The sequence below is a fragment of the Streptococcus oralis genome (assembly GCF_026782235.1).
Classification (GTDB): Bacteria; Bacillota; Bacilli; order Lactobacillales; family Streptococcaceae; genus Streptococcus; species Streptococcus oralis_CC.
Genome location: NZ_JAKUWE010000004.1, coordinates 247,352 through 272,476, shown reverse-complemented (window position 1 = coordinate 272,476; position 25,125 = coordinate 247,352). Strand labels below are relative to the sequence as shown.

25 protein-coding genes and 1 pseudogene are annotated in these 25,125 nt (G+C 39.2%); 15 read left to right on the top strand and 11 right to left on the bottom strand.

Annotation, left to right across the window (positions count from 1 at the left end):
• Window positions 1–10: 10 nt before the first annotated feature.
• Window positions 11–1,807, top strand: coding sequence for an oligoendopeptidase F (pepF, locus tag MK396_RS07625; protein WP_268724189.1), 1,797 nt, complete (start codon window positions 11–13; stop codon window positions 1,805–1,807).
• A gap of 167 nt (window positions 1,808–1,974) precedes the next feature.
• On the opposite strand, the gene MK396_RS07620 is transcribed toward pepF, so the two are convergent.
• Window positions 1,975–2,364, bottom strand: coding sequence for a nuclear transport factor 2 family protein (locus MK396_RS07620; RefSeq protein WP_005591134.1), 390 nt, complete (start codon window positions 2,362–2,364; stop codon window positions 1,975–1,977).
• 150 nt (window positions 2,365–2,514) lie between these two features.
• Between MK396_RS07620 and MK396_RS07615 the strand changes: the two genes are divergently transcribed.
• Together MK396_RS07615 and MK396_RS07610 are read left to right on the top strand one after the other, a co-directional pair.
• Window positions 2,515–2,847 (top strand): winged helix-turn-helix transcriptional regulator, encoded by a 333-nt coding sequence (locus MK396_RS07615; protein WP_213988198.1) that lies wholly within the window; start codon window positions 2,515–2,517, stop codon window positions 2,845–2,847.
• Window positions 2,848–2,858: 11 nt separating this feature from the next.
• Window positions 2,859–3,651, top strand: a pseudogene (locus tag MK396_RS07610) (DUF2785 domain-containing protein).
• A 129-nt stretch (window positions 3,652–3,780) separates the two neighbouring features.
• Here the strand turns inward: MK396_RS07610 and MK396_RS07605 are convergent.
• A complete protein-coding gene (locus MK396_RS07605) occupies window positions 3,781–4,545 on the bottom strand; it encodes a (S)-acetoin forming diacetyl reductase (protein ID WP_268700533.1) in 765 nt (254 codons plus the stop codon).
• Window positions 4,546–4,812: 267 nt separating this feature from the next.
• Here MK396_RS07605 and MK396_RS07600 point away from each other — a divergent pair, with 267 nt between their 5' ends.
• Window positions 4,813–5,481: an MIP/aquaporin family protein gene (locus MK396_RS07600; protein WP_213988196.1), complete on the top strand. Its 669-nt coding sequence runs from the start codon at window positions 4,813–4,815 to the stop codon at window positions 5,479–5,481.
• A 57-nt stretch (window positions 5,482–5,538) separates the two neighbouring features.
• On the opposite strand, the gene queF is transcribed toward MK396_RS07600, so the two are convergent.
• The 7 genes from queF to MK396_RS07565 form a co-directional block, all read right to left on the bottom strand.
• Window positions 5,539–6,030 (bottom strand): preQ(1) synthase, encoded by a 492-nt coding sequence (gene queF / locus MK396_RS07595; protein ID WP_213988195.1) that lies wholly within the window; start codon window positions 6,028–6,030, stop codon window positions 5,539–5,541.
• An 18-nt stretch (window positions 6,031–6,048) separates the two neighbouring features.
• Window positions 6,049–6,765 (bottom strand): 7-carboxy-7-deazaguanine synthase QueE, encoded by a 717-nt coding sequence (queE, locus tag MK396_RS07590; RefSeq protein WP_268724188.1) that lies wholly within the window; start codon window positions 6,763–6,765, stop codon window positions 6,049–6,051.
• Window positions 6,758–7,201 (bottom strand): 6-carboxytetrahydropterin synthase QueD, encoded by a 444-nt coding sequence (gene queD, locus MK396_RS07585; protein WP_254736536.1) that lies wholly within the window; start codon window positions 7,199–7,201, stop codon window positions 6,758–6,760. Before queD ends, queE begins: the two co-directional genes overlap by 8 nt.
• Complete coding sequence (gene queC, locus MK396_RS07580; protein WP_000828773.1) at window positions 7,201–7,854, bottom strand: 7-cyano-7-deazaguanine synthase QueC; 654 nt, start codon at window positions 7,852–7,854, stop codon at window positions 7,201–7,203. Before queC ends, queD begins: the two co-directional genes overlap by 1 nt.
• A 202-nt stretch (window positions 7,855–8,056) precedes the next feature.
• Entirely contained in the window at window positions 8,057–8,371 is a 315-nt protein-coding gene (gene trxA / locus MK396_RS07575) for a thioredoxin (RefSeq protein WP_153223607.1), read from the bottom strand.
• 15 nt (window positions 8,372–8,386) lie between these two features.
• The gene (locus MK396_RS07570; protein ID WP_268724187.1) at window positions 8,387–8,608 is read right to left on the bottom strand and encodes a DUF4649 family protein; all 222 of its coding nucleotides are present in this window, start codon (window positions 8,606–8,608) and stop codon (window positions 8,387–8,389) included.
• Between the two features lie 99 nt (window positions 8,609–8,707).
• The gene (locus tag MK396_RS07565; protein ID WP_000221643.1) at window positions 8,708–9,088 is read right to left on the bottom strand and encodes a MarR family winged helix-turn-helix transcriptional regulator; all 381 of its coding nucleotides are present in this window, start codon (window positions 9,086–9,088) and stop codon (window positions 8,708–8,710) included.
• A 196-nt stretch (window positions 9,089–9,284) separates the two neighbouring features.
• On the opposite strand from MK396_RS07565, the gene MK396_RS07560 reads away from it, so the two are divergent.
• The 5 genes from MK396_RS07560 (at window position 9,285) to bglS (MK396_RS07540) (ending at window position 12,898) form a co-directional block, all read left to right on the top strand.
• Window positions 9,285–9,659 (top strand): CidA/LrgA family protein, encoded by a 375-nt coding sequence (locus MK396_RS07560; RefSeq protein ID WP_000781326.1) that lies wholly within the window; start codon window positions 9,285–9,287, stop codon window positions 9,657–9,659.
• Complete coding sequence (locus MK396_RS07555) at window positions 9,656–10,351, top strand: LrgB family protein (protein WP_061588663.1); 696 nt, start codon at window positions 9,656–9,658, stop codon at window positions 10,349–10,351. The genes MK396_RS07560 and MK396_RS07555 overlap by 4 nt, the downstream gene beginning before the upstream one ends.
• Before the next feature lie 715 nt (window positions 10,352–11,066).
• Window positions 11,067–11,417, top strand: a complete 351-nt coding sequence (locus tag MK396_RS07550) for a 4Fe-4S cluster-binding domain-containing protein (RefSeq protein ID WP_268724186.1) — start codon at window positions 11,067–11,069, stop codon at window positions 11,415–11,417.
• Window positions 11,418–11,618: 201 nt separating this feature from the next.
• Window positions 11,619–11,792: a hypothetical protein gene (locus tag MK396_RS07545; RefSeq protein WP_164497127.1), complete on the top strand. Its 174-nt coding sequence runs from the start codon at window positions 11,619–11,621 to the stop codon at window positions 11,790–11,792.
• A 392-nt stretch (window positions 11,793–12,184) separates the two neighbouring features.
• Complete coding sequence (bglS, locus tag MK396_RS07540) at window positions 12,185–12,898, top strand: beta-glucanase (RefSeq protein ID WP_326845828.1); 714 nt, start codon at window positions 12,185–12,187, stop codon at window positions 12,896–12,898.
• Between the two features lie 366 nt (window positions 12,899–13,264).
• Here bglS (MK396_RS07540) and MK396_RS07535 read toward each other — a convergent pair whose 3' ends face one another.
• Window positions 13,265–15,676 carry a GH36-type glycosyl hydrolase domain-containing protein gene (locus MK396_RS07535; protein ID WP_268724185.1) on the bottom strand — a complete coding sequence of 804 codons (2,412 nt, stop codon included), beginning with the start codon at window positions 15,674–15,676 and terminating at the stop codon, window positions 13,265–13,267.
• Window positions 15,677–15,696: 20 nt separating this feature from the next.
• Window positions 15,697–18,396 (bottom strand): GH36-type glycosyl hydrolase domain-containing protein, encoded by a 2,700-nt coding sequence (locus MK396_RS07530; RefSeq protein WP_268724184.1) that lies wholly within the window; start codon window positions 18,394–18,396, stop codon window positions 15,697–15,699.
• Window positions 18,397–18,776: 380 nt separating this feature from the next.
• Between MK396_RS07530 and MK396_RS07525 the strand changes: the two genes are divergently transcribed.
• The 6 genes from MK396_RS07525 (at window position 18,777) to MK396_RS07500 (ending at window position 25,116) form a co-directional block, all read left to right on the top strand.
• Window positions 18,777–20,144 carry an ABC transporter substrate-binding protein gene (locus tag MK396_RS07525; RefSeq protein WP_268724183.1) on the top strand — a complete coding sequence of 456 codons (1,368 nt, stop codon included), beginning with the start codon at window positions 18,777–18,779 and terminating at the stop codon, window positions 20,142–20,144.
• Between the two features lie 161 nt (window positions 20,145–20,305).
• Window positions 20,306–21,250: a carbohydrate ABC transporter permease gene (locus MK396_RS07520; protein ID WP_268724182.1), complete on the top strand. Its 945-nt coding sequence runs from the start codon at window positions 20,306–20,308 to the stop codon at window positions 21,248–21,250.
• Window positions 21,250–22,095, top strand: coding sequence for a carbohydrate ABC transporter permease (locus tag MK396_RS07515; RefSeq protein WP_268724181.1), 846 nt, complete (start codon window positions 21,250–21,252; stop codon window positions 22,093–22,095). Before MK396_RS07520 ends, MK396_RS07515 begins: the two co-directional genes overlap by 1 nt.
• A gap of 25 nt (window positions 22,096–22,120) precedes the next feature.
• Entirely contained in the window at window positions 22,121–23,494 is a 1,374-nt protein-coding gene (gene bglS / locus MK396_RS07510) for a beta-glucanase (RefSeq protein WP_268724180.1), read from the top strand.
• Window positions 23,495–23,521: 27 nt separating this feature from the next.
• Entirely contained in the window at window positions 23,522–24,163 is a 642-nt protein-coding gene (bglS, locus tag MK396_RS07505; RefSeq protein WP_268724179.1) for a beta-glucanase, read from the top strand.
• 158 nt (window positions 24,164–24,321) lie between these two features.
• Window positions 24,322–25,116 carry a helix-turn-helix domain-containing protein gene (locus MK396_RS07500; protein WP_268724178.1) on the top strand — a complete coding sequence of 265 codons (795 nt, stop codon included), beginning with the start codon at window positions 24,322–24,324 and terminating at the stop codon, window positions 25,114–25,116.
• The last annotated feature ends 9 nt before the right edge of the window (window positions 25,117–25,125 follow it).

The window sequence follows — 25,125 nt, the reverse complement described above, 5'->3', positions numbered from 1 at the left end:
GAGGAAGAAAATGGAACAAAAACACCGTTCAGAATTTCCAGAAAAGGAACTTTGGGACTTAACAGCCCTATACCAAGACCGTGAGGATTTCTTGCGTGCAATTGAGAAAACGCGCGAAGACATCAACCAATTTAGCCGTGGCTACAAGGGCAATCTTCACACTTTTGAAGATTTCGAGAAGGCTTTTGCGGAATTGGGACAAATCTATATCCAGATGAGCCATATCGGCAATTATGCCTTTATGCCTCAGACGACAGACTATAGCAATGAAGATTTTGCTAATATTGCCCAAGCTGGGATGGAATTTGAAACAGATGCCAGCGTAGCCTTGACCTTCTTTGACGACGCCTTGGTGGCAGCAGACGAGGAAGTCTTGGACCGTTTGGGTGAGCTGCCACACTTAACGGCAGCCATTCGTCAGGCCAAAATCAAAAAAGCCCACTACCTAGGGGCGGATGTGGAGAAGGCCTTGACCAATCTGGGTGAAGTTTTCTACAGCCCACAGGACATTTATACTAAGATGCGAGCTGGGGATTTTGAAATGGCTGACTTTGAAGCCCATGGAAAAACCTACAAAAACAGCTTTGTAACTTATGAGAATTTCTACCAAAATCATGAGGATGCAGAGGTGCGTGAAAAATCTCTCCGTTCCTTCTCAGAAGGCCTTCGTAAGCACCAGAATACAGCTGCGGCAGCCTACTTAGCTCAGGTCAAGTCTGAAAAATTGTTGGCAGATATGAAGGGGTATGACTCAGTCTTTGATTATCTCCTAGCTGAGCAAGAAGTAGATCGTGCCATGTTTGACCGTCAAATTGACCTCATCATGAAGGATTTTGCGCCAGTTGCTCAGAGATACCTCAAGCATGTTGCCGAGGTCAATGGTCTTGAAAAGATGACTTTTGCTGACTGGAAATTGGACTTGGACAGTGCCCGCAATCCTGAAGTGACTATTGACGATGCCTATGATTTGGTCATGAAGTCAGTAGAACCTTTGGGGCAAGAATATTGTCAGGAAGTTGCGCGCTATCAAGAAGAACGCTGGGTGGACTTTGCTGCTAATAGTGGCAAGGATTCTGGTGGGTATGCGGCGGATCCATATCGCGTGCATCCTTATGTCCTCATGAGCTGGACTGGTCGTTTGAGCGATGTCTATACCTTGATTCATGAAATTGGGCATTCTGGTCAATTTATCTTTTCAGATAATCACCAAAGCTACTTCAATGCCCACATGTCGACTTACTATGTCGAAGCGCCGTCAACCTTCAATGAATTGCTGTTAAGTGATTACTTGGAACACCAATCTGACGACCCACGTCAAAAACGCTTCGCTCTTGCCCACCGCTTGACAGATACCTACTTCCATAATTTCATCACCCACCTCTTGGAGGCAACCTTCCAGCGTAAGGTTTATACATTGATTGAAGAAGGGGAAACCTTTGGAGCAAGCAAACTCAACAGCATTATGAAGGAAGTTTTGACAGATTTCTGGGGAGATGCTATTGAAATTGATGACGATGCGGCACTGACTTGGATGCGCCAAGCTCACTACTACATGGGCTTGTATAGTTACACTTACTCTGCTGGTCTTGTCATCTCGACTGCAGGTTATCTTCATCTGAAACATTCAGAAACTGGAGCTGAAGATTGGCTTAATCTCCTTAAATCAGGTGGTAGTAAGACACCGCTTGAGTCAGCCATGATTATCGGAGCGGATATCTCAACAGACAAACCACTTCGTGATACCATCCAATTCTTGTCTGACACAGTTGACCAGATTATCGCATACAGTGCTGAGTTGGGAGAGTAAATTAAAAGAGTCTGGGACAAAAGTCTAACCTTAAATATAAAAAGCGAACAAAACGAGTTATCTGACACTCAGAATACTGTCTTGTTCGCTTTTTTTCTAATCTATCGATTTTAAAAATTTATAATAAAGAATTCTAAAATCAAAATTTTTTGTTCAGGCCTCTTAAGTTATCCCCAAAAGCTATCTTCTTCTGCTTGATCTGAAGAGAAGAGCCAAACTTCTTTGATTTTTCCGTCTTCAATACGGAAGAGGTCAATCCCGTTCATATTTAGTTCAGTACCATCAGCACGTGTTCCAAGAAAAGTAACATTAGCTGCGATTAAATCCTTATTGTCAGAAACCCAATTTGTTACCACCTTAAAGGTTCCATTAGTTTTCTCAGCAAATGTAGCCAGGTGAGTTCCTAGCTTGTCCTTACCAACAACTGTACCAGATATACTATGAGTACCAGGTTGATGCCAGATAATATCGTCTGCCATCGTTTCAAAGACACCAGGAAAGTCACCAGCAATTAAAGCTTGGTTATAAGCATTGAAAATTTCTAAGTTTGTTGACATATCTATTCTCCATTTCTTTTTTATGATATAATTGTAACAGTTACAATCTAAAAAACAAGTAGACACTTTTTCGATAGCTGGTATCAAAAGTAGTACTATTATTGATACTAAAAGATAAATTTTTTAAAAAAAATAGAAAGAAGATATTTTATGCCAAATAAAGTGAGTGAGTATGGTATTTGTCCATTTGCGACAACGCAGAGGGTTTTAACGGGGAAATGGGCACTGGTAATCATTTATCAGTTGAGTACGGGTACCAAACGATTTAAAGAATTGCAGAGATTATTGCCTGGGATTACTCAAACTATTTTGACCCGTCATCTCCGTCAATTAGAAAAGGATAAGATTGTTCAACGAAAGGTCTATGCCGAAGTTCCCCCACGAGTTGAGTACAGCTTAACCGAAATGGGGCAGGAATTCAGAATTGTTTTAGATGCTGTCGAGAAATGGGGTCTAGATTATATCAAGTTGCTAGAAATGTAGAGGTACTTGAGATGCGTCGAAAATTACAAAGAAAAGTGACAGAAGTAAAGCCAGGCTATAGCCGAGAAGAAATTCAGTGGTTGCTTGAGCATTTAGGGGATGCCTCTCCAGAAATTCGAGACGAACTTGTTTTTACGAGTTTAGCCAGGGGGGCTTCAAGAAGAGTTGTTTACCCTTGAGCAGTTTCAGTTTATCTCAGAAGAGGTCTCCTCTGATGAAGGTCTATACAAAGAGATTGATAGTAGAGGAGTTTCGGCTCTTAAACGTTCTTTTAGGGCGCTTATTTATGCCAATCTACTGTCCTGCGATGGTACTAAGGGATCACTTTATTACCAGCAATTGTCTTCTCCTATCAGGGTTACCATGCTAAATCAAGGCTTACACTATCTTACAAAGGAAAAAGAGACGACGGGCTACTCTCATCAGTTTGGGTGGATCCACGCATTTGCGCATGGGGTTGATCTCTTGAAGGAAGTTATATGCCATCCTAGCTTTCCAAAGTCAGATATAGCCGAAGCATTTGAAATCATTGGGAAAATCTTTAAACGTGTTGAGATTCGTTTTACAAATGATGAAGATTGGCGGTTAGCGAGAGTACTTTATGAACCAATCTTACGAGGGAGAATCGAGCCGTTTCTACTCACTGCTTGGCTGCAAACAGTAGAATTTCCCTTGCAAGAAGCAAATGATTTCCATAAATTTTCCAATTTCAGATCTTGTTTGCTGGAAATTTACCTTCAACTAGACTGTCATAATCTTTTACAAGATGACTTGAAAAAAATCATTCAATCTTTTCACTATTAAATTTTATAGGGTTACTGTATGGGAAGTTCTTCTAATAGATTAGTTAATCGTTTTGAAAAAGTGTTGAAATCGAAATGGTGCAGATAGTAAAAGAGGTTGGATATTTATCCCAACCTCTTTTTATGTATCTTAATGGAATTGCATACCACCATCAACGATAATGGTTTGACCTGTGATGTAGTTTGAATCTGGTCCAGCAAGGAAGCTGACAGCTGCAGCCACATCTTCTGGTTCAGATAGACGTTTCAAGGTAATATCTTTTGCGAATGTCTGCATTCCCCATTCGTCATCTTTTCCAGCATTTTTCCCAACTTGGTGAGCAATATCGTACATCATTGGGGTTTTTACGATACCTGGTGCGTAGGCATTGACAGTAATGCCTGAGTCTGCCAAATCTCGTGCCAATGTTTGTGTAATTCCACGAACAGCAAATTTTGTACCACCATAAACTGTTAGGTTAGGATTTCCGACAACACCTGCTTGGGAGGTTGCATTGATAATTTTACCACCGTGACCAAGTGTTTTAAATTGAGCTTGAGCAGCTTGCGAACCCCAAATCACCCCACCGACGTTAATACCAAATGTACGTGTAAATTGTTCTTCTGTAATCGTATCAAGAGGAGTAGTTGGGGCGACACCAGCGTTATTTACGACAACATTCAAGTCACCAAAATGGTCAACAACCTTTTGAAATGCTTGGGCAACTTCTGCTTGTTTTGAGACATCTGCTACGACAGCAAAAGCATTTTCAGCTGATAATTCGGCAACAGCTTTTTCAGCCGTTTCTGGATTGTAGTCTAAGACTCCTACTTTAAAGCCATCTTGGACCAAACGTTTTGCAATTGCAAAACCAATCCCTTGACCTGCACCTGTGACAATAGCAACTTTAGACATATGATTCCTCCTTGGTATCAGCGATACCGTTCAAATGTCCTATGAAAGGACAGCAAAGGTTTATAAATGAGCCTTGATAACGATTCTTGAACCCCTATCAACGCTATACTAATAGTATACACCTTTGAAAAAAATGTTTCAAATAAATGCCTCTATTGTATAATAGGATTCAAATGAAGCCTCAACAAAAATTTCCAGTCAATTTTCTTGAAACCCTTTCCTACTTTTGATAGACTAATACATAGTTTGAAAAAAAGGAGACTTATCATGAAAAAATTTGTTGCTGAATTAATCGGTACATTTATGCTTGTGTTCATCGGAACAGGAGCCGTTGTTTTTGGAAAAGGTCTTGATGGCCTTGGACACCTTGGAATTGCTTTTGCTTTTGGCTTGGCCATCGTAGTCGCAGCTTACTCAATCGGAACTGTTTCAGGTGCTCACTTGAATCCAGCTGTTTCAATCGCTATGTTTGTAAACAAACGTTTGTCATCTTCTGAGCTTGTAAACTATATCCTTGGACAAGTAGTTGGAGCTTTCCTTGCGTCAGCTGCAGTATTCTTCCTCTTGTCTAACTCAGGCATGTCAACTGCTAGTCTTGGTGAAAATGCCTTGGCAAACGGTGTTACTGTCTTTGGTGGATTCTTGTTTGAAGTTATTGCAACTTTCTTGTTTGTCCTAGTTATCATGACTGTCACTTCAGCAAGTAAGGGCAATGGCGCAATCGCTGGTTTGGTGATTGGTTTGTCCTTGATGGCCATGATTCTTGTTGGCTTGAACATCACTGGCCTTTCAGTAAACCCAGCTCGTAGCTTGGCACCAGCTGTCTTGGTAGGTGGTGCAGCCCTTAAACAAGTATGGATTTTCATCCTTGCCCCAATCGTTGGTGGCGTTCTTGCAGCACTTGTTGCGAAAAATTTCCTTGGAACAGAAGAATAATTGAAACTCAAAAAGCCTTGCTCCTCAGTTTGAGGAACAGGGCTTTTTCGTATCTGTTTAACGGTTGTCAATTTTCTCTGGATAAAGGTCGTGTTGAAAGAGGCGTTGGTCTGCCAATCCTTCATACTTGGTTCCAGGTCTACCGTAGTTGTAGTAAGGGTCGATTGAGATGCCACCGCGCGGAGTGAATTTTCCCCAGACTTCTAAATAGCGAGGGTCTAGCAAGTTGACCAAGTCTTTCCCAATAGTGTTGATACAGTTTTCATGAAAATCCCCATGATTTCGATAGCTAAAGAGGTAGAGTTTGAGGGATTTTGACTCGACACAGAGCTTGTCAGGAATGTAGGAAATATAAATGGTCGCAAAATCTGGCTGAGCAGTGATTGGGCAAAGAGAGGTAAATTCAGGACAGTTGAATTTGATAAAATAGTCATTTTCCACATGACGATTGTAAAAGGATTCGAGAACTTCTGGTTGATAGTCAAAAATGTAGTTGGTTTCTTTGTTGCCCAGTAGGCTTAGGTTTTTCATTTCTTCTTGTTGTGACATGATTTCTGCTTTCTAATCTTAAACACCACGTTGGTTGTCGTAGAGGAGGGTATGAAGTTGAGGAAGGACGCGGACATTGCCCCAGCTATCATCAGCAGCGACACGTTCCCAGAGTTCTTTGAGGCGGTCTAGTTGGTCTTGGACAATATTGCCTGTAGCCTTGGGCTCAGGATTTCCAGCCGATAAGAAGAGGACATCTGGATGGTAACGTTCTTGAATCCCTTTAGCAAAGGCCAAATCGGCATCGTCAAAGACAGGGATTTTAAAGGTGACCTTGTCTGGATCTAGTTGGGAAACGATAAAGTCCAAGGTCTCGAAGTTGACTTCCATCTTGGATGAAGGAGGCTTGGGACTCAGAGTGACCTGATCGATATCTTTTAACCAATTTTGCCAGCGGGAGCCTTGGGTCTCAACTGCCAGAGTGACACCACGTTCCTTGAGCTTGGTGACGAGTTGAGCCATGTTGGCTGCTAGGATAGCAGGATTTCCCCCAGACAGGGTAACGTAGTCGTAGCTTCCTAATTTATCTAAGGCAGCAATGACTTCATCAGCGGTCATGCGAGTTGGTTTTTCAGAACCATCCCAAGTAAAGGCGGAGTCGCACCAGTCGCAGTGGTAATCGCAACCAGCAGTGCGGACAAACATGGTTTTCTGCCCGATAGCACGGCCTTCGCCTTGAAAGGTTGGCCCAAAAATTTCCAGAACTGGTAGTTTGAGGACACGTTCCCTAGTCATCTAACCACTCCCGTCTAAACTCTGCAAAGGCAGTCGGAGTCTCATAGAGGCGAACGTATTCCATACGGAGACCGCGTTCGTCTGGCAACTCTTGACTCATGGTTTGGAAAATCCAGTAAACCATGTTTTCAGCAGTCGTGTTCATATAAGGCAGGGTTTCATTGAGATAGCGATGATCCAAGTGGGGTTCTAAGTAGTTCCTGTAGATTGCTTTAATATCTCCGAAATCGTAGGTCATGCCACGTTCATCTAAAAATCCACTAACAGCAATCTGCAGATGATAAGTGTGGCCGTGCAGGGATTTGCATTTTCCCTCATAGTGAAAGAGGTGGTGGGCGGCATCAAAGGTGAATTCTTTTGATACCAAAGTTCTGTGAGGATTGTAGACCAGAGACTCGCCAGTTTCTTGTTTGATTTCTTTAGGTGCAAAAAACATTAGCCCTCTCCTTTCTGTGAGAGATAAACATCTAGTCCATGCTGACGTAGGTGGCAGGCTGGACAATCTCCACAGCCACTTCCGATAATCCCATTGTAGCAGGTCAAGGTCTTTTCACGAACATAGTCAAAGGCACCGAGTTGATCGGCTAACTCCCAAGTTTCAGCCTTGTCTAACCACATGAGAGGTGTTTGGATAACAAAGTCGTAATCCATGGCAAGGTTGAGCGTGACATTGAGAGATTTGACAAAGACATCCCGGCAGTCAGGGTAGCCTGAAAAATCTGTCTCGCAGACACCTGTCACGATGTCTTTAATGCCTCGTTGCTTGGCAAGAACTGCCGCAAAGGAAAGAAAGAGGTGGTTGCGACCGTCAACGAAGGTATTGGGAACCTCTCCCTCTTTTTGCTCGATTTCCATATCAGAGGTCAAGGCATTTTCAGTGATTTGTCCCAGCAGAGACATATCTAAGATGTGATGACGAATGCCTTGTTCCTTAGCGATTTCTCTAGCAACTTGAATTTCGAGATGATGACGTTGGCCGTAGGCAAAGGTGACAGCTTCGACTGTTTCATAGTGTTCTTTAGCCCAAAAGAGGCAGGTTGTGGAATCTTGACCGCCACTAAAGACGACCAAGGCTGATTGACGTTTCATAGTACTCCTTCCAAAATGGGAAATGTTCAGAGCACGCAAAAAGCTCCCTTTAGGGGAGCTAAAAAATACCAAGTAGAGGTTTTTTTTAGCGATGGCATGTCCCAAACATCGTAATATTCTACCTACAGTCTAGCATATTTTTTGAAAAATGGCAAAGGGCAAGAAAAAAGAGACCAAATAAAGTACTTGGTCTCTCGTGTGATTAGCTCAATTCAGAAACGATGGCCTTGATTTGTTCCGCAGTATGAACACCTGCAACTTGTTTCACCACTTGGCCGTCTTTTTTGAAGAGAAGAGTTGGGATAGACATGATTCCAAAAGCACGAGCTGTGTTTGGATTTTCATCAACGTCCATTTTAACGATTTTCAAAACATCTTCTGAAAGTTCTTCAGATAATTTATCCAAGATTGGACCTTGCATACGACATGGACCACACCAAGTTGCCCAGAAGTCTACCAAGACCAATCCGTCTTTTGTTTCTTGTTCAAATGTTGCATCTGTAATTGCTTTTGCCATTGTATTTCTCCTTTTTTAGTTATATTGGCTTAAATCTTGTTTCATGAGATAGAAGAAGACATCTCCATAAGTCCCATGGTAGTCCAAATCATGACCATTATAGGTTAATTTTTGGACAGTATAGTAATCCGCGACGCCGATGAGGCATGCATGTTGAGAACGTTCAAAGTCTTGGTAAGACTCGAAAGTCATGGTTCTCTCTTGCTTGCTGGTATCTAGATAAGTAATTTCGATCATATAAAACTCCTTTGTTGTCCGATCTTGACTTTATTGTACTCCTTGAAAAGAGGAATGTCAAGAAAAATGATTGCGCACGCAACTTTTTTGAAAATCTGATTATGAAATGAAATCAAGACTGGTCTCCAACCTTTCTTCGACGGCCTTTTGTAGATAAGCCAGGGTTGTTTGTCCCTCGTCAGTCAGGCAGATAAAACTAGCTCGTCTATCCTGATCGCAACATCGGCGACTAAGCAAGCCACAGTTTTTCTCTTCTAACCTAGCCACCATTCGAGAAACAGCGCTTGGGCTGAGATGGAGTTTATCTGGCAGGTCAATCTGTCGTAGAGATTTTTCTTGGGCTAGATTCAGATAGTAGAGCAGGTAAAACTCTTTCAAGTTCAGCCTTTGTTCACTCTGCTGGGCAATAGTTTCTTCCAACAAGGCTTCCATTTCCTTTTGACGGCGGTTGTAGTCAAACCATTTTTCTAAGTAGGTCATTGCTCTCTCCTTTCTTTTCAAAGTAAAAATCACAAAGTCATTACTGACTGTCTCTCTAACACAAGATGATTGCGCATGCAATTATTATACTACTTTTAACTAATCCTTGCAAGAAAGAAGAATTTCAATATTTCCTTGAAATTTTCTGAAAAAAGAGTAAACTGGTATGCAAGAAGTTTATTTCATGGAGTTTAGGATGAAATTATATGTTCAATTAATGATTCTCTTTGTGATTTCTCTAATCGGTGAGGGAATCTCCAGTTTCTTTCATCTGCCCATCCCCGGCAGTATTATCGGTTTGATTATTCTCTTTCTAGCCCTACAGTTCAAGTGGCTAAGGACCAGGCATGTCAACATGGTTGGGAATTTCTTGCTGGCCAATATGACCATTCTCTTTTTGCCACCAGCAGTGGGTATCATGGAAAAGTTTGATGTGATTGCTCCTTATCTTTTGCCTATCGTCTTGATTGTCTTTTTTGCGGCTGTCATCAACATTATCCTCATAGCTCTAGTGGTTCAGTTTATCAAGAGACGATTTGAGGGGGATTATGAGAAGGGAGAAACGAAATGAGTGAATTTGTATCGAATCCTCTGTTTGGGATTGCATTATCTATCCTAGCTTATCTAGTGGGGATGTTGATTTACAGACGTTTTCCACATCCATTGACAACACCCTTGCTGTTGTCGGCTATTTTTATCATTATTTTCCTTAAGGCGACGGGGATTTCTTATCAAGATTATTACCAAGGTGGGGTTTATCTGAATAATTTGATTGTCCCATCGACAGTGGCTCTAGGGATTCCGCTTTATAAGAGTTTTCACTTGATGAAGCACCATGCTCGGAGTATTCTCTTTGGTAGTCTGCTAGCAGTAGTTGTCAATACTAGCTTCACCGCCATAGTGGCGAAAATATTTGGCATGGACTTTTTCCTAGCCATTTCTCTCTTTCCCAAGTCAGTAACAACTGCTATGGCAGTGGGAATAACAGAAAAATTGCAAGGTCTGACGACCGTGACCTTGGTGGTTGTAGTGGCGACTGGGATTTTAACCAGTGTCATCGGTCCAACCCTTTTGAAGTGGTTGAAAATTGACGACCCAGTAGCTGTTGGTCTTTCTCTTGGAGGAACAGGCCACGCAGTTGGAACGGGAACGGCTTTTCAGTACGGGTCTGTAGCAGGAGCTATGGGTGGCTTGGCAATCGGTGTCACTGGTATTCTTTATGTTTTTGTCAGCCCTCTTGTAGCCAGTTTGATATTGAGTTAAAAAGCAAGGAATTTAAGTAATATCATTAAGTTAGTGAGCTAGTTATTTGAATAGGACGTATGATTAACGGAAAAATTTTCAAAAAAATACTTGACAATCTACATGAGAAGATATACAACGAAATCAAAGAAAATGGATACAAAATAATTTTTGCTTAACAGTATATGAGATTCTTCTTTCCTATAAAAGAACTATATGTATAATCAGTTTTTTTAAAAAGAAGGGAAAGCGATGCTTAATTTGACTGATGTTATCAAAGTTGTTAAAAAAGGTCACCTAGCCTCAGTACAGCAGCATCCAGATAAATGGGCATTATCGTTAGATTATCTTGAGTTGCTTATATAAAAGCGATTATTTATCACTTTACTATCATAATGATGAGGCTGAGGTGTATGTATTCCTCAGCTTTTTTAGAGCAGAAGATAAGTTATGGAAATAATTTATTCTTTTTCTACAAATGATGTAGTTTATTTAAAAAATTTACATACAGGATCTATTTGTGAGATTGATAAGGAACTGTTCAAGAATTTCCTTATTTGATAGGTGAGATTGATAAACAAGTGCCTTTTATTCACTCTAAACGAATAGTAGAGGGGACTGAATTATCACTATATATAGTTACAACCATGTCGTGTAATTTGACTTGCTCTTATTGTTTTGAGAATGATAAGGATAGGAAGCCGTCCTTAAGTAGTGAGCATGACGGTAAAATATTGTGAATTTTATATTAGATGAGATCAATTTTAAGCAGCATAGATCTCTGTATATCTGTTTTACTGGTGGTGAACCATTATATAACTTTCAGTTTATACGAAATTTATGTGAAACTTTAGATGAGAAACTGCATATTCCTATTTCGTATACTTTGATTACAAATGGAACGATATTCACAAATAAAATAACGTCTTTTCTTGACTGCCATAATTTTGCTGTTCAAGTTTCTTTCGATGGTGATGAACACTATCATAACCTAGAAAGATGCAATCGATTGGGAGAAGGAACTTATCATAGAATCATAAATAATCTGTCATTTATGTTGAAAAAGTATAAAAATTTATCCATTTAGGTTAGAGTTAATATATATAAATTATATATCTGTTTAGAAATTGTTTATAGATTTAAAAGAGTATACAGAATTTAAAAATTTTACAATAGGGTACTTTAAATTTTTTTGATTTTATGAAAAAACGGCAAAAAATGTAATATAATATAGATGAAAGCGGTTTTATAAAAATACATGGGATAAAATAAAGGGAGGTTTTTGTCGATGAAGGAAATTAGCATTTATGTCAGAATTATTGATTTGATTTTGCTGGTTCTAGTATTTTTAGATAGTGGTGTGAAAAGTGTCTTGATTTTAGCTGCAGTTATTTTCATTTTATCAGCATTAATGCAAGCTATTATGTCTTATAAACGAGTGAAATTGAGTCACCATATCTAGTAGATGATTTGTCTTTCTTTATTACTAAGAGGTCTTCTTAGAGCTATTTTTAGCAAAATGGTTCTGAGAAGACTTTTTTTTTATTTTCTGCCTTCAGGTCATAAATTTGATATTTTTTGTGGGAGTATAATATATTATCTAAAATGAAAGCGCTATACTTAACTCGTGACGGTGTAAGGAGGATTTTAAAGAGAAACATTTATTGTGTGACTAGCATTCTTTTTGGAATGATGAAAAAGAAAAAATTGCCCCATTTTTGAAGTAACAGTTACTGAAAAGAAAAAGTGACTTTAACTACGATTGATTAGGCGTTTTCAATCTATAGTAGAGTAGATTAGTTCCTTTCTCTGCTAGAACTCCTTTTTAAAAATGATTAAAATTGAGGTATTATTATGTGGAAAAAAGTTAGTTGTTTAATTGTTCTCTTATTGGCTTTCTTTGGTTTTCAACAAGGTGTTGATGCGCAAAGTAAATACCACTATAGTCAAGAACTAAATTACTATAATGGTAACGCCATGGAACTTCGTAATGGTTCTAATGGTGGTATGTTTAACTGTAATTTTGTCCCTGGAAATATCGGTTTTAATAATGGCTTGATGAGTCTTAAAATTGACAGTGATGGTCGTGGCGGCTATACTGGGGGCGAATGGCGTAGTAAAGAACGCTTTGGCTATGGTCTTTTCCAAGTAAACATGAAACCTATTAAAAATCCAGGTGTCGTTTCTTCATTCTTTACTTATACTGGTCCAAGTGATGGTACAAAATGGGATGAAATCGACATTGAATTTTTAGGGAAAGATACAACAAAAGTTCAATTCAACTACTACACAAGCGGTCAAGGTAATCACGAATACCTTTACAATTTAGGATTTGATGCCTCTCAAGGCTTCCATACTTATGGATTTGATTGGCAAGCTGATCACATTACTTGGTATGTTGATGGAAGAGCTGTTTATACTGCTTACAACAATATTCCCAGCACACCTGGTAAGATTATGATGAACGCTTGGCCTGGAACTCATGAAGTGGATTCTTGGTTGGGTGCTTACAATGGTCGAACTCCTTTGTATACATATTATGATTGGATTAGCTACGATAAATTTTAATTAAGCTAGACAGTAACCAAATAACAATTTGTTTTTACTTAACTGATTATAACTACACTCCCAAAATAAATCGGTTAAATCTCTCTCAACAAAATAACTCTCTAAAATTCTTTCTTTTTAAAACGTTAAAGATAAAAGGACCTGAGCTTCTCTCAGTTCCTTTTTTGTGATGGTTGAAGTTGGATAATTTATGGGTTGATAAGCGCATCTAATTTGGATAATGATGGCTATAGCGTGTGATTTCAAGTGTTGTTTGTCTTAGGTGAATAAAATATGCGATTGTCCATGTTGGTTGCTACATTAGCTTATTGGCTTTAGAAAAGGAAATGGAAGTCATAAAAAACTGGGAGCAAGTCCCAGCTTTCTTTATAAAGTAAGAGTGATTTGGTTGGTGTCTTGTAAGAGTTCTTCAGGAAGGTAGGCTTGGTCAAGTTCCTTACCGTTTAGGACAAGTTTTGTGAAGCCTGTTTCTTTATGGTTCGGATTTTCCACAGTGATGTGCAGTTCTTTGCCACGGAAAATCTTAGTCATGCTGAAGTTCTCCCATTCTTTTGGAATAGCTGGTGAAAGCTTCAATCCGCCTAAATCAGGTCGAAGTCCTAAGATACCTTCCACACAACCGACCATGACAGTTGAGGCTGTACCAGTTAGCCAGTGAACGTGAGAGCGACCGAAGTGTGGGCTAGCAGGACCTTCTGTAAATTGACCATAGCAGTAAGGTTCTAGTTGACGAATTTCTGCACGATCATTTTGACCAGCTGGGGCATTTTCCATAAAATAGGTAAAGGCACGTTGACCTTGTCCGCGTAGGGCCTCAGCTAGGATTAACCAACCTTGTGATTGTGAGAAGATACCTGCATTTTCTTTTGTTCCTTGGTTGTAGACAACAGCAAGAGCTCCGTCGAATGCGTGAGCATGGTATGATGGGCTCATGAGGATAGCACCATAATCAGTGTTAAGTTGCTCGTAAACATTTTTCATGGCAAGTTCAGCTTGTTCTTTATTAGCTAAGCCACTGATAACGGCCCAACTTTGAGGGTTTAGCCACATGTTAGCTTCTGGGTCATTAGCTGCTCCAATTCGTTCACCAGCTTCGGTAAAACCACGAATGAAGCGGTCATTATCCCAGCAAAGGTCTTGGATTTTTTGTCCCATTTTCTCTTGTTCTGAGTCAAGGAAAGCAAGGTAGTCAGTATCATTTTTGGCTTTTGCAAATTCACGTAAGACACTTAGAGCATAGTAGAATTGCAAAGCCACAAATGATGATTCACCATTTGCACCGAGGCGAAGGCAGTCGTTCCAGTCTGCGTAAAGTCCAGCAGGCATGCCGTGAGGACCAAGGTGGTCAAGTGAGAATTGTACAGCGCCTTTTAAGTGCTCGTAAACACTAGCTTCCCCTTTATTAGCAAATGGAATCACTTCATCAAGGAATGCAAGATTTCCTGTCTCAGAAATGTATTTGTAAACTGTTGGGAAGAGCCAGAGAGCATCGTCGGCACGGTAAGCAGGGTGTCCAGTTTCTTGGACGTAAGAAGCATCATCTGGTGTGTCTTCATGCCCTGGGTTGTGAGTGAATTTTACAAGTGGAAGTCCACCACCATTGTCAACTTGAGCTGACAACATGAATCGAATTTTTTCGACTGCCATTTCAGGTTTCAAGTGAATGATACCTTGGATATCTTGAACGGTATCACGGTAACCGTAACCGTTACGAAGCCCACAGTAGACAAATGATGCTGCGCGTGACCAGATAAAGGTCATGTAACAGTTGTAAGCATTCCAAGTGTTAAGCATAGTGTTGAATTCAGGGCTAGGTGTATTGACTTGTAGGTTAGTCAAGCGGTCTTCCCATTCTTTGCGAAGTTCTTGAATTTCTGCTTCAACAGTTTCTGCAGGGTGTTCGTAATGAGCTAGAATTTCTGCAGCTTCTTGTGATGATTTTTCACCGAGGATATAGACAAGGGTTTTGCTTTCTTGAGGTTCAAGAGTGACCTTGCTTGAAAGGGCACCACAAGCATTTTCGTTATAGCTTGTTTGGTTGCCGAGATCTCCTGATGTGACACCAGCAGGTTTGTCATAGCCATTGTAGCCACCTAAGAACCCTTTTTTATCTCCACAATATGAGCTGATGCTAGCGCCACCAAGTCCGAAGAAACGTTCAGTAACGTTCTTTTCGTCAACTTGTTCGTTGTCGTCAAGGGTATCAAGATTTCCGTGAATTTGTTGGATGATGCGATTGTCTTGGAAAAGTGTGCGGGTGATGAAAAGTGAATATTGTAAGTTAACTTGGTCTTGTTCGTAATTGCTATGGTTAGTAAATTCTGCGTAACCAGTTAGTGTTAAATGGCGAGTTTGTTCAGAACGGTTAGTAACGGTAATTGCCCAAACTTCATAGCTTTTATCTTTTGGTACATAGTAGCTTGCTTGAGAATGAATTCCTGAGTAATCAGCAATCATTTTAGTATAGCCCATGCCGTGGTGGCATTCGCTGTGGTAGTCTTTAAGGTCTTTACCAACAGGTTGCCATGATGCAGACCAAAAGTCTTTGGTATCATCGTCTCGGAGGTAGATGTAGCGACCTGGTTGGTCAAAATTATTGAACACATAGCGTAAAATGCGTCCATTGGCACCTGATTTAGCAAAGCTGTAACCTCCAGCGTTGTTTGAGATAATTGCGCCGTATTCTGGGGAACCAAGGTAGTTGACCCAAGGTTTTGGTGTATTTGGGTGGTCGATGACATATTCGCGATTAGCGTCATTAAAATAACCGTATTTCATGAGAAAATCCTTTCTTTTTCTTAATCTAGTGTGATTATAATTTCATGAACCTCGTCGTTTAGGTTAGCAAGGTCAGCTTTTGTGATAAAGGCAAAAGCATCATCTGTAATGTCGATTTCTTTGTTATCACAGGTGGCTTTTTTGATAATATATTTTCCAAAATCTTTTTGATTTGGGTTATCATAGTGGATTTGGAATGTTTTATCAGCAAATTGTGTTGTGATGCTTGCACGTCCTTTTCCGTCAAATTGTTCTGAAAGAAGTTTGGGATAAAGGACAAGATCACCAGCTTTGCCGTGAACTCCGAATGATTCAGTAACCATTGTCAACATGTACCAGCTTGCAGCTCCAGTTAGGTAGTGATAAACTCCTCGACCATCTGCACGGAAGTATTCAGGAATTCCAGGATAGATGCGACTTGTTTCAAAGTTTAGTGCTGTATCAGATAGTGTCTTAAGTGCTTTCCAACCTTCTTTGGCAAATCCACGACGGTAAAGCGCATTAGCATACATAACAGTCATGTGAGAGAAGACGGCACCGTTTTCTTTTTCACCGTAGGCAAAACCAAACATACGTCCAAGGTCTGTTTTGATTTCTTTGAAATCTGTATTGAGGCGGTAACCACCGATTTCTGGACGGTAGAGGTAATGGTCAGCACTAGCAGTAATTTTACGGATTTGTTCATCTGTAGCGACGTAGTTCATGATAGGGAAGACTTGACCGGTCAACATCATGTGTATACAGTCATTGTAGAAGCCATCAGTTGGTTTGCCGCTGTTGTCATAGTAGCTATTGTAGCCACCTTCCTGATCGTTAAAGTCTATCCATTCTTGTTGTTGAAGATGTTGACGTAACCAAGATGCTTTTTGAATGAGGTTAAGAGCAAGTTCAGAAAGTGAAATTCTGATTTTGCGTCCTTTCACATTGTGAAGGCATTGGCTAGTGTAGGTATCAAGAATTTGGTGCTTACGCTCGATATTATCATAGATATCAGAGTCTTTTTTGAGCAAGAGTCCGATTTCTTCAAGAATTTCGACATATTCTGTATTTGTTTCGCTTTTTAGGAGGCGAACAAGGCTTGCTAATTCCATCAAGTTACCCGAGTAAGCAGCGGTAAAGGCAACACTTTCTCCATTTTCATCAGCCATATCAAGGGCATCATTCCAGTCAGCCCCACGAAGACGATAGATGTTGTGCTTACCGACTTCATAGAATCCTGTCAAATGTTGAATTAACAAGTGTTCTAGGATACTACCAGTGTAGATAGCGCCATCAGAAGTACGTTGTTCGTTTCCGTAGGCATCGTTCCAGTCTTGGTCGATTTCAGTACCACGTTTGACGTGAGAGTCTTTAAAGTAAGAAATTTCTTTAGTTAGGATGTCGATATCACCAGTCTGGTCGATATAAAGTTTTGTTGTCATTAAAGGCCAAAGTGCATGGTCCATCCAGACACGTGTGATACCGTTACGGTCAGCGAGGAAATTACCATCACCTTCACCAATGATTGTGGCATTGGTACCATCAAGACGAACCCCTTTATAGTTGTTGACAATCATATCACCAACTGTTTTAGGTTCCATTAGAAGTAGTGACAAGCAGTCTTGCCAAAGGTCACGCCATCCGCGTCCGCCACGTCCATAGTCATGGTGTGGAAGGAATGAACAACCAAAGAGACGACGTAGGAATGGTTGGAAACAAACCCATTTCATATAACTATCGAAGTCGCTATCGCCTGTTTTGAAATCAACCCGAACTTTTTCTTGCCAGTAGTCTTTTGTTTCTTCTAATGTTTTTTCGACAGTTGCAAGATTTTTATATTTTTGAGCGACTGCTTGGATGTGTTCTTGATTTTCATTGATTCCCATTAATAGGATGAAAGTTTTGCTTTGACCAGCAGCTAGGGTGAATGTTTCAAATTTGAAAGCACCCATTGCTTCGCGTCCATCAATGCGGCTATTGCTTGCTACACCGCTAGTTTCTTTATAAATGGCAGCTGGATGAGTAAATGTTCCTCCTTCACCGATGAACATTTCTACTGTTGGATAGAATGTTTCAGGTGTTTTTCCATTGTTATCAAAGCCAAGTACGTAGTAAATTTGATGGTTGAGTTGGTGACCACGTTCATCAAATGACATTGTTGGACAAACTAAAACACCTGCATCTGTAGTTTTGATACGGTGAAGCATAGAAGTTACATTTCGGTGGTCACGGATATTATCAGCGCTACGTCCAAAAATTGGGACAGCTCCGTAAGCTGTTAAGGTTTGTTCGGTATCAGATAAATTTTCAAGTGTCACGAGCATGACTTCAACATTTTCATCGTGTGGAACAAATGACGTAATTGTAGATTTCAAAGGTAGATTAGCTGCTTTACGTTCAGTGTTATGCCACATAAAGCCAGCTTCTACAGTATTTTCTTCTTCTTGATTTGAAAAACGTAGGGTTTCTTGGTAGGCAGAAGCACCTGTTGCAGAATAAACATTTCCTTTGTCATCACGAACCCAGAAATTTCGAGTTGAACGGTTGTTATGGAGATCATCCACACTGACAGGTTCTAATAGGAAAGTTTCTTGATTGATTTTTGAATCACCACCTAAGTTAGGTGTGACCGCACTCTTTAATCCAACTTCTGATGCAAGTGGAAAGTACAAAGAGCTGATATTTCCTATTTGGGAAAGTTTGAAATCCCCCTTGTTATTAGTAAAAGTTAATGGCTTCATAGTTATCTCCTTTATCTTCTATCCCATATTTTAGTAGAAATCAGCTTTAGAGAAAATAAAAAAGAAGAGAAAAATATCATGATTATGACATCAACTTAAGAAGTATCAAACTTTTTACATACGGTACTTTATTAGTGAACTATGGTATATGAGGCTAGAAGAATAGCTATAAGTCCTGATATTATAGGGGGGATGGCATTTTGGATAAAAGGGTTTACCTATTAAAAAGATTAGAAAAGCGTGATCTTTTATAAAATTTTTTAAACAAGGTCATAAAACTGATATTTTTTGAAATATTATAATATAACACTTCTTGAATTAGCGTTATAATGTAATTACAAAAAAACATGAGGGAAAACCTCAAAAAAAGGAGAAGGATTATGAACAAAAAAGTAAGCGTTTTTATAACGATTGCTCTTGCAGCAGGGACAATGGTTGGTTGCTCTTCTAAATCAAGCACATCAGCTTCAGGTGAAGAAGGTAAGGTCATCAACATTTACTCCTGGAATGATGAATTTCGTCAACGTGTGGAAGCTGTTTATCCAGAAGTTGAATCAACTTCTAAAGATGGAACAGTTACTAAACTAAAAGACGGTAGTGAAATCCACTGGATTATTAATCCAAACCAAGATGGTGTTTACCAACAAAAATTGGACGAAGCGCTTGAAAAACAAAACTCGGCTTCTGCTGATGATAAGGTTGATCTCTTCTTGTCAGAAACTGACTACGTGACAAAATACACTTCTAAAAAAGCAAACGTTGCAATGCCTTTGAAAGATTTAGGAATTGATCCTAAGGAAGATTTAGTTGACCAATATGATTTCACTAAAGAAACAGCTTCTGATGAAGATGGTGTTCAACGTGGTTCAACTTGGCAAACGACTCCAGGTGTTCTAATCTATCGTCGTGATATTGCGAAAGATGTCTTTGGCACTGATGACCCAACAGTAGTTGGTGAAAAAGTCAAAAACTGGGATACTATGAAAGCAACATCGCAAGAACTTCTTAATAAAGGTTACTACACATTTGCATCATATGCTGATACATTCCGTTTGTATGGTAACAGTATTTCTAAGCCTTGGGTTGAAAAGGGTTCAACAACTGTTAGTGTAGATCCTCAAATCATGAACTGGGTTAAAGATTCTAAAGAATGGCTTGATGCTGGTTACTTCAATAAAACGGTTAAAGGTCAGTGGACAGATGACTGGAACAAAGCTATGGGTTCTCAATCTAAAGTCTTTGCATTCTTGTTCCCAGCTTGGGGTATTGACTTTACTTTGAAATCTAACTGGGATGGCGCTGATGGTGAATGGGCAGTTACTAATCCACCACAAGAATACAACTGGGGAGGTTCCTACATCCATGGAGCCGAAGGTACTGATAACCCTAAACATGTTAAAGAAATCATCAAATCTTTGACAGCTGATAAAGATAACCTCTTGAAGATATCTAAAGATTACCAAGACTTCACAAATACTAAATCTGGTATGGAAGCAGCAGCTAAAGATGATAGTTTCAAATCAGACTTCCTTGGTGGCGAAAATGCTTATTCATATTATGCACCAGTTGCAGAAAACATTAAGATTGCACCATTGTCATCATATGACCAAGGTTGTGTTGAATTGATTCAAAATACCTTTAATGATTACCTACAAGGTAAAGTAAGTTACAACAAAGCTAAATCAAACTTTGAAGCAGCTATTAAAGAACGTTATCCAGAAATTACAGATGTTAAATGGCCAGACTAATTAGTTGGCTAGTTATCCTAAACTCAAATATAATTAAAAAATATTTGGGCGTTTAATTGGGATTTTAGAATTTTGGTAGACCTTACGGGGGCGAGTTAGAAAATCGATTCCAGATGAAAGGTATTTTAACTTGCTCCTCGTATTTTGGAGGAGTGATAAAGATGAAAAAAAGACGCAAGCGTATAGATTATGGGAAATGGGGATATATTTTCATCCTTCCCTTCTTCCTAATTTTCTTCATTTTCTCTTTTATACCTTTGGTAGATACCATTCGGTATAGTTTCTTTGAATATTATCGTTCAGGGATGACAGAGATTGGGCCTAATTTTGTTGGGCTAAAAAACTACGCAAGCTTACTGAATTCAGATATGTTGAAATATGCGGCAAATACCATGATTATGTGGTTGATTGGTTTTATTCCACAGATTGTTATTGCCTTGCTACTTGCCAACTGGTTTGTTGATGCAAGACTTAAAATTTGTGGACGCCAATTCTTCAAAGTTGTCATTTACTTGCCAAACTTGATTATGGCATCAGCTTTTGCCATGTTATTCTTCACGCTCTTTTCAACAAATGGTCCTATCAATTCTATCTTAGAATCACTTGGTTGGATTAAAGAACCAATTGATTTCATGGCATCTGCTCTTGGGACACGTTCATTGGTTGGTGTGATGAACTTCTTAATGTGGTTTGGTAATACCACAATCATGTTGATGGCAGCTATCATGGGAATTAGCCCAGATATTTTTGAAGCCGCTGAAATTGATGGTTGTAACAGCCGTCAACGTTTCTTCTATATCACTTTGCCAATGATTCGACCTATTTTGGCTTATACCTTGATTACGTCAATTATCGGTGGTTTGCAAATGTTCGATGTTCCACAAATCTTGACTAATGGACAAGGTTCTCCAGACCGTACATCAACAACCTTAATTATGTTCTTGAACAATCACTTGAAGAGCAAGAACTACGGTATGTCAGGCGCACTATCAGTTTACCTCTTTGTGGTTAGTGCTATTCTTTGTTGGTTCGTCTATCGTATGACTAACAATGAAATTAAAACGACCAAACACCAATTGAAATACAAAGGTAGAAAGGCGAAATAATGTCAACAAAAGCAAAAAATAGATTACGTGTTATTGTGGCACATTTTGTGTTAATTACCTTATCATTCATGTGCCTATTCTTCTTCTATATCCTGATTATAAATGCGACACACTCGCATGCTGAGTTGCAAAAAGGTTTCTCAGCACTACCTGGTGGCTCCTTATTTGATAATTTGAGTAAGGTAGCTAATGATGGTAGCTTCCCGATGCTTCATGGGATTTTGAACAGCTTGATTATTTCAGGTTTGACAGCTGCTATCTGTACTTATTTCTCAGCTTTGACTGCTTATGGGTTGTATGTTTATGACTTTAAGTTAAAAAAAGTTGCCTTTACTTTTATTTTGGCGATTTTGGTTATGCCAACACAAGTTACTTCAATGGGTTTCTTGCGTTTAATCACTAATATGGGAATGTATGATAGTTGGCTACCATTGATTATTCCATCAGTTGCTTCACCAGCGGTATTTTATTTCATGTATAGTTACTTGAAATCATCATTGCCAATTTCATTGGTAGAAGCTGCTCGTATTGATGGGTCAAATGAATTTAGAACATTCAACACAATTGTTCTTCCAATTATGAAACCTGCTGTTGCGGTTCAAGCGATCTTTACTTTTGTTGGTTCTTGGAATAACTACTTCATTCCAGCCTTGGTTATCCAAACTAAGAGTAAGATGACTGTGCCAATTTTGATTGCAACATTGCGTGGTGCAGACTACATGAACTTTGATATGGGTAAAATTTACACAATGATTTTAGTGGCTATTGTGCCAATTATTATCGTTTATCTTTTCCTTTCAAAATACATTATTGCCGGTGTTACACTCGGTGGTGTTAAGGAATAGGTTTATAAGAGAAAAAGGAGATTTTATGACTAAGAAAGATGTAGTAAAGTATATTTGCTACGCAACTGCTTTGTACAGTTTACAAGTTGGAGCTGGTTTAGTATCAGCAGATGAAGTAGCTAATATTTCAACGCCCGACAATGTTTCGGTTGCAACGAATACACAAACCACAGACACTAATGGCCTTACTAATGAGAAAGTAAATCTTTCTACAAATGACCAAAGTAACACTATTCAAACAGTGACTGGTTCATCAAATCGGGAGATTACAAATCAGGTAGAAAGTTCTGATGCAGGTGTGCAAAATCAGAACAACTTAAGCTTGGCTTCTACAAATAATCAAGAGACTGTCACAACAACTACCAAAGATAACAGCCAAGCAGGAACACAAGCCACACACACAGGCGATTATCATGAAGATTTTAATACTTATGATGATACGACAATGGAACGTTCTGACTGGTTCAATGGCAAACCGTTTGATTGCCGTTGGGTACCGAAAAATACGGTTGTAAACAATGGTACATTGACATTGACCATTGATCAAAATACAACTGATGAGTATCGTTATAATGGTGCTGAGTGGCGTACACGCGAGTTCTTTGGTTATGGTATGTATTCTGTTCGCATGAAGCCAATTAGAAACCCAGGTGTTGTATCATCATTTTTCACTTATACTGGACCAAGTGACAAGAATCCTTGGGATGAAATCGATATTGAATTTCTCGGAAAAGATACAACAAAAGTTCAATTCAACTACTATACTAATGGTGTAGGTGGGCATGAATACATTTATGATTTAGGCTTTGATGCATCAGAAGCTTATCATGAGTATGGATTTGATTGGCAAGCTGATCATATTACTTGGTATGTTGACGGTATTGCAGTCTATACAGCAACTAAAAATCTCCCAGTGACACCAGGTAAAATCATGATGAATGCTTGGCCAGGAATTGGTGTTGACGATTGGTTGGCACCATATGACGGTCAAACACCGCTTGTTGCTTATTATGATTGGATTTCTTATAGTAATCAAGTTGCCCAAGATCAAAGTAATACGAGATCTAGTTCTAAATCTGAAGCAACAGGTGATGCTACAGGGAATACTTCAACTACTGCTAAAGGAGCTGAGGGTGTAACGCCTACTAAGAACTCAACTGCCCCTAAGAGTGAAAAACAAACTCTGGTTTTGGACAACGACTCAAAAGGCTCTACCAAAGAAAAACAAGTAGCTGCAAAAAATGTAACTCAACCAGTAGCAAAAGCAAATCTTGAAGGCAAGGCGTTTACAACTCTACCAAAAACTAATCAACGTCCAAGCAAATTATTGACGATTTCAGGAGTCTTTGTAGCTATTCTTGGTTTCTTAGTGCTACACTTTAAAAAAGGTAGACTATAATGTCAAGAAAGCGTAAATGGTAAGAAGATGAAGATAAACGAACAAGCACATTTTAAGACAAGTTTTGAAAGTTACGATGCCTCTTATATGGAATTACGGACAGGGGCAAATGGCGATATGTTTGATTGTATCTGGCAGCCCGATAATGTTAATTTTGATGGTGAAGGCCTAAGTTTGAAAATTGATCGTGACGCTGACGGCTACACTGGTGGCGAGTGGCGCACAAGAGAGTATTTCCATTATGGTCTTTATCAAGTTCGCATGAAAGCCATTAAAAATACAGGCGTTGTGACATCATTTTTCACCTACACAGGTCCAACGGATGGAACAAAATGGGATGAAATTGATATTGAGTTTCTTGGAAAAGATACGACAAAAGTTCAATTCAACTATTTTACAGATGGTGTTGGCAGTCATGAATTCCTTTATGACCTAGGCTTCGATGCATCAGAGGAATGGCACACTTATGGATTTGAATGGCGTGAAGATCACATCACTTGGTATGTGGATGGTAAAGTTGTTCATACAGTAACTGAAAATCTTCCAAGCACGCCGGGAAAAATCATGATGAATGTTTGGCCGGGTATAGGTGTTGATGATTGGCTTGATCCATATGATGGTCAAACACCTTTGTATGGTTATTATGACTGGATTAGCTATGATGAATAATCTTCTTTATATTTAAGAGTTATGTTTAGCAATAAAGTCTCCGTTGGAGACTTTATTTTTTCTCACTTCCATTTTTTCCACCTTGTTTTTATCAAATCTGCAAGAATATGGTAAAATGAAAAGAAAGTAGTAATCATTTACAAAAAAGAGGATTGGAAATGAATTATAAGAATGAATGGAGACTTTTAGCGATTAGTGATAATTTGGATGATGTGGAACATCGTCCCTTGACTGAGGAGTTTTTGTTCTATCAAGCAGTAGCTACGGGAGATGTTGAAGCGGTCCGCAAAAATTGTGAACAAGAACGTTTTATCTCAGAAGATGGTGTGGGAACTTTGTCACGTAATCCCATTACTAATTTGAAATATCATTTTGTCATTACGACAGCTATGATTACCCGCATGTGTGGTCAAAATGGTATGGAACTAGAACAAGCTTTTAGACTTAGTGACTTTTATATTCAAAAACTAGATGGCCTTCACACGGCACAAGAAATCCAAAAATTGCATGATGAGATGGTTATTGATTACACGGAACGTATGCGACGTGAAATTCAAAAAGATGTTATTTCAAAACACGTTTCAGAGTGTAAGAATTATATCTATTGCCACGTGAAAGAACGCATTACGGTTGAACAGTTGGCAGGCGAATTTGGTATTTCAGCAAGCTATTTGTCACGCTTATTCAAGAAAGAAGTTGGTGTATCAGTAAGCACTTATGTTAAAAACAAAAAAATAGAAGTTGCAAAAGACTTATTGAAATTTAGTGATTATTCAATGATTGAAATTGCTAATCATTTATCATTTTCATCTCAAAGTCATTTTATTCAACAGTTTAAAGAAGTTGTCGGTATTACGCCAAAAAAATATCGTGACACGCATCATAATGTTAAATGGAATGAAAAAATTGGGTCTGAAAGTGACAAGGCCAATCATTCTTCTGAAGCCATGTAGTCCTTGCAA